Annotated in this window: 7 protein-coding genes and 1 pseudogene; all 8 read right to left on the bottom strand. The window is 54.0% G+C overall.

The features are described from left to right. Nucleotides 1-261, bottom strand: a pseudogene (locus QM579_RS05765) (hypothetical protein); the annotation flags it as partial. 27 nt (nt 262-288) lie between these two features. Then, complete coding sequence (locus QM579_RS05760) at nt 289-1,251, bottom strand: LysR family transcriptional regulator (RefSeq protein WP_414998224.1); 963 nt, start codon at nt 1,249-1,251, stop codon at nt 289-291. Nucleotides 1,252-1,311: 60 nt separating this feature from the next. Continuing rightward, the gene (locus QM579_RS05755) at nt 1,312-2,256 is read right to left on the bottom strand and encodes a M14 family metallopeptidase (RefSeq protein ID WP_414998223.1); all 945 of its coding nucleotides are present in this window, start codon (nt 2,254-2,256) and stop codon (nt 1,312-1,314) included. 27 nt (nt 2,257-2,283) lie between these two features. Next, entirely contained in the window at nt 2,284-3,621 is a 1,338-nt protein-coding gene (locus QM579_RS05750; protein WP_414998222.1) for an MATE family efflux transporter, read from the bottom strand. A gap of 56 nt (nt 3,622-3,677) precedes the next feature. Then, the gene (locus tag QM579_RS05745; RefSeq protein WP_414998221.1) at nt 3,678-4,571 is read right to left on the bottom strand and encodes an ABC transporter ATP-binding protein; all 894 of its coding nucleotides are present in this window, start codon (nt 4,569-4,571) and stop codon (nt 3,678-3,680) included. Next, nucleotides 4,568-5,398 (bottom strand): ABC transporter ATP-binding protein, encoded by an 831-nt coding sequence (locus tag QM579_RS05740; RefSeq protein WP_414998220.1) that lies wholly within the window; start codon nt 5,396-5,398, stop codon nt 4,568-4,570. The genes QM579_RS05745 and QM579_RS05740 overlap by 4 nt, the downstream gene beginning before the upstream one ends. Further along, entirely contained in the window at nt 5,395-6,219 is an 825-nt protein-coding gene (gene opp1C, locus QM579_RS05735; RefSeq protein WP_414998219.1) for a nickel/cobalt ABC transporter permease, read from the bottom strand. The genes QM579_RS05740 and opp1C overlap by 4 nt, the downstream gene beginning before the upstream one ends. After that, a complete protein-coding gene (gene opp1B / locus QM579_RS05730) occupies nt 6,219-7,124 on the bottom strand; it encodes a nickel/cobalt ABC transporter permease (protein WP_414998225.1) in 906 nt (301 codons plus the stop codon). Before opp1B ends, opp1C begins: the two co-directional genes overlap by 1 nt. Nucleotides 7,125-7,128: the final 4 nt, after the last annotated feature.

Here is a 7,128-nt window from a genome sequence, read left to right as displayed (position 1 = left end):
TTCTGAGGCTACTGCGTCCAGTTGCAGGCGTACACGGGATTTGGCTTCAAACTGGTCTTCGCCATATCGCCCCCAACCCGTCACATGCGCCGCCTTGTTGCCGTTTACAGAGCGCCCCCGCTCTGTAAAATTGCCGCCGCTGCCGTATTCAAAATTCATGTTCCAGACGCCCTTGATCTTGAAGTCCACAGCGTGGCTGGCGCTGACTGCTCCCAGAAGCATAGTTGCTGCAAGAAGCAGTGTGGTGAGTTTGCGTGTCATGAAAAACTCCTCTCCTCTCGTATTGGTTTACAGAAAACTGTGCTGATTATGCTTGTGCCCCCGCCTTTGGCCGTGCTGCACGGCGCAAAGATTTTCCACAATGCGTTTCAGAAAATTGCCCACTTCAGGCGACATGGTGCTTTTGTTGCGTCTGATGTAACCGAGGCTCAGGCAACCGTTGCATCCCGCTATAGGAATGTCTTTGATGGCGTATTTACGGTAATTGCTGTTGATAAGGCGTATGCCGATGTTACAGAGGTCGGTATTGAGGATGGTCTCAATGAGCTGGTTGTCGCTGTTGGTGGTAATGACCTTGTTGATCTGCACATCTGCAAAAAGATCCTGACCATAGCCGCCAAGGTTGTTTTCTACAGAGAAAAAACCGTCCACACGCTGAATAAAGCGTATGTTCTCAAGTTCTGAAAAATGGACGATACTTTTGTTGTACAGAGGGCTTTTTTCGCTGGCATAAATGCAAAGGTCGTGACGAGAAATTTCTACGAAATCCAGATTTTTACCAGCCAACAGGCGTTCAAAATACTTGTGTTTGTTTTCAGGAAGAAAAACGATACCGATTTCGGTAATATCATTGTGAACATAGTCTATAATTTCTTCGACCGTGCCTTCCAGAAAGATGCCCTTGTATTCTCCTTGCGGCAATGTCATGTAATAGTCGCAGAAGAGTCTTGAGATCATTGCTGAGGCATAACAGGCGATACGAAATTTCTGATGCCGTTTTTTACCGCTCATTGTCTGCATCATTCGGGCATTTTGCAGTATGCGCCGCGCATGATCGTACAGTTCGTGCCCATCAGGAGTCAGGCGTACCCCCCGGTTTGTGCGCACAAAAAGCGTGATTTCAAGCTCACGCTCCAGAGCGGAGATGTGCTTGCTGACACTGGATTGCGAAGTATGCAACGACTCGGCGGCCCGGCATGTGCTGCCGAAGTCCGCAGTGCGGACAAAACATTCCAGTTGGCGAAATTCCATAATTTTACCTGTGACCTATTGGCATAAGTGTCTTGACGAAGTGGAGCGGCCAAACTCTCTCTAACCGTAAGCCACAAGCGGAGTGCCTTTTTCCACCGCCAGAGACACGGTCATGTATAAAACCCTGCCATCGCGTTCAGCTGCATACTGGCGGCAGGGTTCACCAAAACTGGTGCGTACCTCGCCAAGGGACTGGCCCTGCAACACCGGCTGTCCAGGCGCAACACAGGGGTGCCAGCAACCCTCTGTATCAGCTTCAAGGTAGACGGCGCTGTCCAGTTCACGTTGCTGTGGGCGTTGCGCTGGCGGTATAAGCCGATCGGCAGGCAGTACGCTCAAATGGGCCAGCACTGAACGGACATCTCGCTTATAAGCGTCAACCTCGGTTCTGCTGATCTGGCCGTTACCCCCACGCTCAATCAGCATGGACGGCACCCCTAAAATGGCGGCTGAATTGTAGGCTCCGGTGGTGGCCCGTGAGCGCACGCGCATGTCTACTGAAAGAGCTTGTGCAGCTTCGCGGGCAGCCTGAGTTACAGGGTCTTCGGCCACGCCCGGGATGAAAACAAAGGGGTGCATGCTTTCATGCAGGTCGCCACCGTGCATATCGATATAAAAATCGGAGCTTTTCTGCAGGCCCGTGATATGCCAGGCGATGCGCTCAGACTTGCTGCCATCAGCCTTGCCGGGAAAAACGCGGTTGAGATTTTTACCGTCCTCAGCCACTACCTCGGGCAGGCGTTCCTTGAAGCCAGAGGAGTTGGCAATGTGGATGATCAGCAGTGTTCCGCTTACTTCCTCGGGGCGTAGTTCATCAGCCAGTTCTATGGCCGCCTGTATGCTGCAATATTCGCAGCCGTGAATGCCCGCAGTGAGCAAAACGGTTTTGCCTGGGCGCAGTCCGGTGATGATGGTGGCAGGCATATCTACGTCTTCAGCACACATAGCGGCGCGTTTTTTTTCTCCGGCCTTCATGCTGCTCCATACGCTCTTGATGTCATCCATTAGTACTTCCTTTATGCTCATCATTTATTATGCGGTCACAGGACGCGGCGCGAATGTGGCGGCGCGGCGCAAAAACTGCCACCAGGGTGCGAGAAAAACACTGCGTCCCAGATAAAATACCGTGTAGGCAAACCACAGGCCGTTGTTGCCCCACAGGGGCACAGCCACGGCCCAGGCCAGAACAAATGCCGTCAGGGCGCAAAGCGTTGATAGAAAAACAGGCCGGGTCACGCTGGCCCCTGTAAACAGGCCGTAAAATGTCAAACCCCAACCTGCGCACAGGGGAAAAAGCACTCCCCACAGGCTGTAGGTCGTTGCCGCGGCCAGCACCTCTGGCAAATCAGTGAATAAAGCCAACAATGAGGTGCGCAGGGGCAGATACAGGGCTGCCATGCCAAGGGCGCTGCCAACAGTCCACAAGATCGTACAGTGGCGTACTCTGGTCAGCATATCGGGGCAGTGGTTACCCGCGGCGCGGCCAGCCAATACACTGGATGTGTTGGCAATGCCCTCAAAAACATATGAAAAGCAGAGCATGACCTGAAAAAGAATGGCGTTGGCCGAAAGGGTGAGGGTGCCAAAGGATGCCGAGGAGGCCATAAAGATGTTGGTCTGAACCAACAGGCAGACCGTGCGCAACAGCAAATTTCCGTTGACGCGCACCATGCGCCACAGATCTTCCAGTTGCAGAAGTTTTTCCCGTACGTGATCCACCCGCGGCAAAAGAGGGCGCAGGAAATACAGACCAGCCAACAGAGAAAAAATATGACCTGCACAGGCGGCCAGCGCTATGCCCTCCACGCCGAATCCGCCGCCCTGCACAAGCAGGATATCAAGAGCGATATTAAGGGCATTGCCGCCCATCTGCATAGTCAAGGCGGCGCGTATACGGGCCTGGCCCATAAGCCAGCCCAGAATAACGTAGTTTATGAGCACCAGAGGGGCCGCCCACACCAGAATGCCATAGTATGCGGCTGCCACCATGCGTGCGTCGGTTTCAAGTTTCAGCACCAGCATGGCGGCGGCGAAAACGGGTTTTTGAAGGAGCACGATTGCCCCACCCAGCATGGCGGCCAAAAGGCAGGGCTGGGCAAAGGAAGCCCATATTTCGTCCGGCTGGCCCCCGGCCTGTGCCTGCGCGCTGAATCCTGTAACCCCCACGCGCAAAAAGCCCAGCAACCAGTATATGGTATTGAAAATAACCGCCCCCACAGCCACACCGGCAATGTGGGCCGGACTGTGCAAATGCCCGGCTACGGCGGTATCCACGGCACCCAATAAGGGTTGGGTGGCTGTGGCCAGCACAAAGGGCAAGAGCAGGCGGGTGTAGTCGCGCTGGCTGATGTAACTATTGGGGGCAGTCACTTGAGGGCCTTTGGTAGAAAATTTACTGTGTTTTTGGTGCGTATGTTCAGGATGCGTCAGACAGCCCTGATCTGTTGCGGCATATGCGATGACAGATCGCCAATGTTTGTCCTGGCAGGTTGCAGGGAGTTTTGTTCCTGTGCGGGAAGGCCGCCAGTCACGCCTATACCCATGACTGATTCAAGCAGGCGTCGGGCATAGTCGTTGCGGATGAAGCCAATGCGGTCCATCTGGTCCACGCGTTCCACCACGCTGCCGTTATGGAAAAAGAGTACGCGGTCGCAGAGGTAGGTTATGCTGGTCAGATCGTGAGTTATAAAAAGATATGAAAGACCGTGGCGTTTGCGCAGATCCATAAGCAGGTCCATGACCTGGATCTGGGTGCTGGCGTCCAAAGAGCTGATGGCCTCATCCAATAGAATGACGCGCGGGCGCAGGGCTATGGCGCGGGCAATGCACACACGCTGCAACTGGCCGCCACTGAGTTCGTGGGGATAGCGTCCGGCAAAGTCGGCGGGCAATCCTACCTGCTCAAGCAGTTCGGCCACACGGGCTTTGCGGTCTATGCGCTCACCGGTTTTTTCCAGCACTCGCAGAGATTCACCGATAATGCTCGACACGCGAAAGCGCGGGTTGGCAGAAGATGTGTAGTCCTGAAACACTATGGCAAGATTGTGCCTGAGAGCCGCCTGTTTGCGGCAGCGGCGGTCGTATATGTCAATGCCTTCAATAACGACTTTGCCGCTGTCAGGTTGCAGCAAGCCCGCCAATACACGCCCCAAAGTGCTTTTTCCGCTGCCGGATTCGCCAATAATGCCAAGGCATTCCCCTTCATTGATTTCAAGGTTTATGCCGCGCAGCACCTGCTGACGTTCTTTAGAAAAAATGGTTTTCTGGCTTTCTTTAAGAAAGGACACCTGAATATCTGTGGCTGTCAGCACGGCGCTCATGCCAGGACCTCCCTAGCGGGGTGAATGGCGCGTAAAAATTTGCGCATGACCGCTTTGTGTTGTGCTATTAGATGACGGGTATAGGGATCAGAGGCATGATTGAATACATGCTCTGGGCTTCCCTGTTCCACAACCTGCCCCCGGTGCATAACAAGCACCTCGTCCGCTATGTAGGAAAGGACGCCAAGGTCGTGGGAAATGAAGATCATAGACGTTTTGCCCGTCTGCTTGATGCGCATGAATTCCTGCATGATGGAGTGCTGGCTTATGGAATCAATGGCTGTGGTGGGTTCGTCAGCTATAATAAGGTCGGGCTCAAGGCCAACGGCAAGCCCTATCATGACCCTTTGCAGCATGCCGCCACTCAGTTGGTGGGGATACTTGCGCAGCACCTCCTGCGGATTGTTGATGCGCATGAGATTGAGAATTTCCAGGCATTTTTCACGCAGGGCGGTGCGGCGCAGCGGCGTATGTTCCACCAGGGTTTCTTCCATCTGTTCGCCAATGCGAAACAAGGGGTCGAAGCACGACATGGGGTTTTGCAAGACCGTGCATATTTTCGAGCCACGCAGTCTGCGCAGATTCTCGGCGCTTTCGAGCAGCAGTTCGCGATTTTCAAAACGCGCGCTGCCGCGTATTTCAAAGTTTTTGTCCAGCAGGCCAAGCACGGCCTTGCAGGTCATGCTTTTTCCGCTGCCAGATTCGCCCAGTATGCCCAGGCACTGTCCACGCCGGACGCTGAAATTGATATCGCTTACAATAGGCAGGCTTTTGCCTTCATGCAGAAAAAGCACATGCAGATTTTTGACTGTCAGCACCGCGCTCATTGACGCACCGCCTTGGGGTCAAGGGCGTCGCGCAGACTGTCGCCCAGAAGGTTGAAGGCCCCCACCAGCACCACCACGGCAATGCCTGGCACGATCATTTGTTCGGGGTTGGAAATCATGACGTTCTTGGCTTCGTTGAGCATGGCCCCCCACTCGGGGGTGGGAGCCTGAACGCCAAGACCCAGAAAGGACAGGGTAGATATGTTCAGGATGGCCCAACCTGTATCAAGACTGGCCAGAACCGCCAGTTCAGCCGCAATGCAGGGTAGCATATGGCGCGTAAGTATGTAAAAATTGCCAGAGCCCACACTGCGGGAATAGAGTACGAAGTTTGTTTCGGTGTATTTGATAGTTGCCGTGCGGATCATACGGGCATACCAGGCCCATTTGATGAATATGCTGGCGATGATGACATTGCGTATGTCCACACCAAGCAGGGCCACCACAGCCAGAATCATGATCTGGCTGGGAAAGGACAGCATAACGTCCACGATGCGCATGATGATTTCGTCTACTATGCCTCGAAAGTATCCGGCCAGCATACCCATGACGATACCGAGCGTCATCGTGCCGAACATTGTTAGCAAGGCCAGAAAAAGAGTGGGGCGTATGCCGTGGAGCATGCGCGAAAATACGCAACGGCCCAACTGGTCTGTGCCCAGGGGATAGAGCCACGACGGGCCAGCGAATTTGTTGAGAATATCGTTTGAATAAGGGTCATGCGGGGCCACCCAGGGGGCGAAGATGCCCAGCAAAGCCGTAATGCCTATAATGACCATGCAGAACAGGGCCATAGGATTTTTGAAGAGCTGTTTGAGCATCAATCTCTCTCCTGGCGCAAGCGGGGGTCAGCGGCGTATTGCACTATGTCAAAGGCCAGGTTGAAGAATACGAAAAGAACGCCCATCATGAGCACATAGGCCTGAATGACGGGATAATCGCGGTTAAATATGGAGGTTATGCACAGCTTGCCAATGCCGGGCCATGCAAAGACATTTTCCACCACAATGGTGCCGGCAATGAGCTGCGGTATGCTCATGCCAATGGCCGTGATGCACGATTGCAGGGAGTTTTTGAGAATATGCCGCACAAAAATGCTGCGCTGTTTGAGCCCGCGCGCATTGGCGTACAGCACATAATCTTCACGCATGTTTTCAAGCATGTTGTTGCGAATCAGCCTGATATACGTAGAAATATAAGTGAGAGCTACGGTAAATGCCGGTAGAATGAGATGCGCAAACCCGCCGTGACCACTGGTGGGTAGAAGATCCATCTTGATGCTCACAAGCCAGATGAGCAGCAGTCCCACCCAGTAGGCGGGCATGGCGGTAGTGGCAAAAACCGCCCCGCGCATGATTCTGTCAAACCACGAGTCCTGATACACCGCGCTCAAAAAACCAATGGGCAGGCTCAGGCCGATTACAAATACAAGGGAGAGCCCGGCCAGTTTGAGTGTGGCAGGCAGGCAGCGCGCGATTTCGCCCAGCACGGTACGTGTGGGGTTTGTGTAGCTGATGCCAAAATCAAAGTGCATGCAGTCCCACAGCCAACGCACATAGCGCACCATAAAAGGCTGATCCAGGCCAAGTTCCTGACGCATCTGCGCAATGGCCCCTTCGGTTATGATGGGGGTCTGCCGCACGCGCAGGGCTACCTCAGCCGGATCTGAAGGGATCAGGTTGATGAAGACGAAGCACAGGAAGGAAATGCCCAACAGACGTGGCAGGGTG

Source organism: Desulfovibrio sp., from assembly GCF_047607245.1.
GTDB lineage: Bacteria > Desulfobacterota > Desulfovibrionia > Desulfovibrionales > Desulfovibrionaceae > Desulfovibrio.
This window is presented reverse-complemented; position numbering and strand designations above follow the sequence as displayed.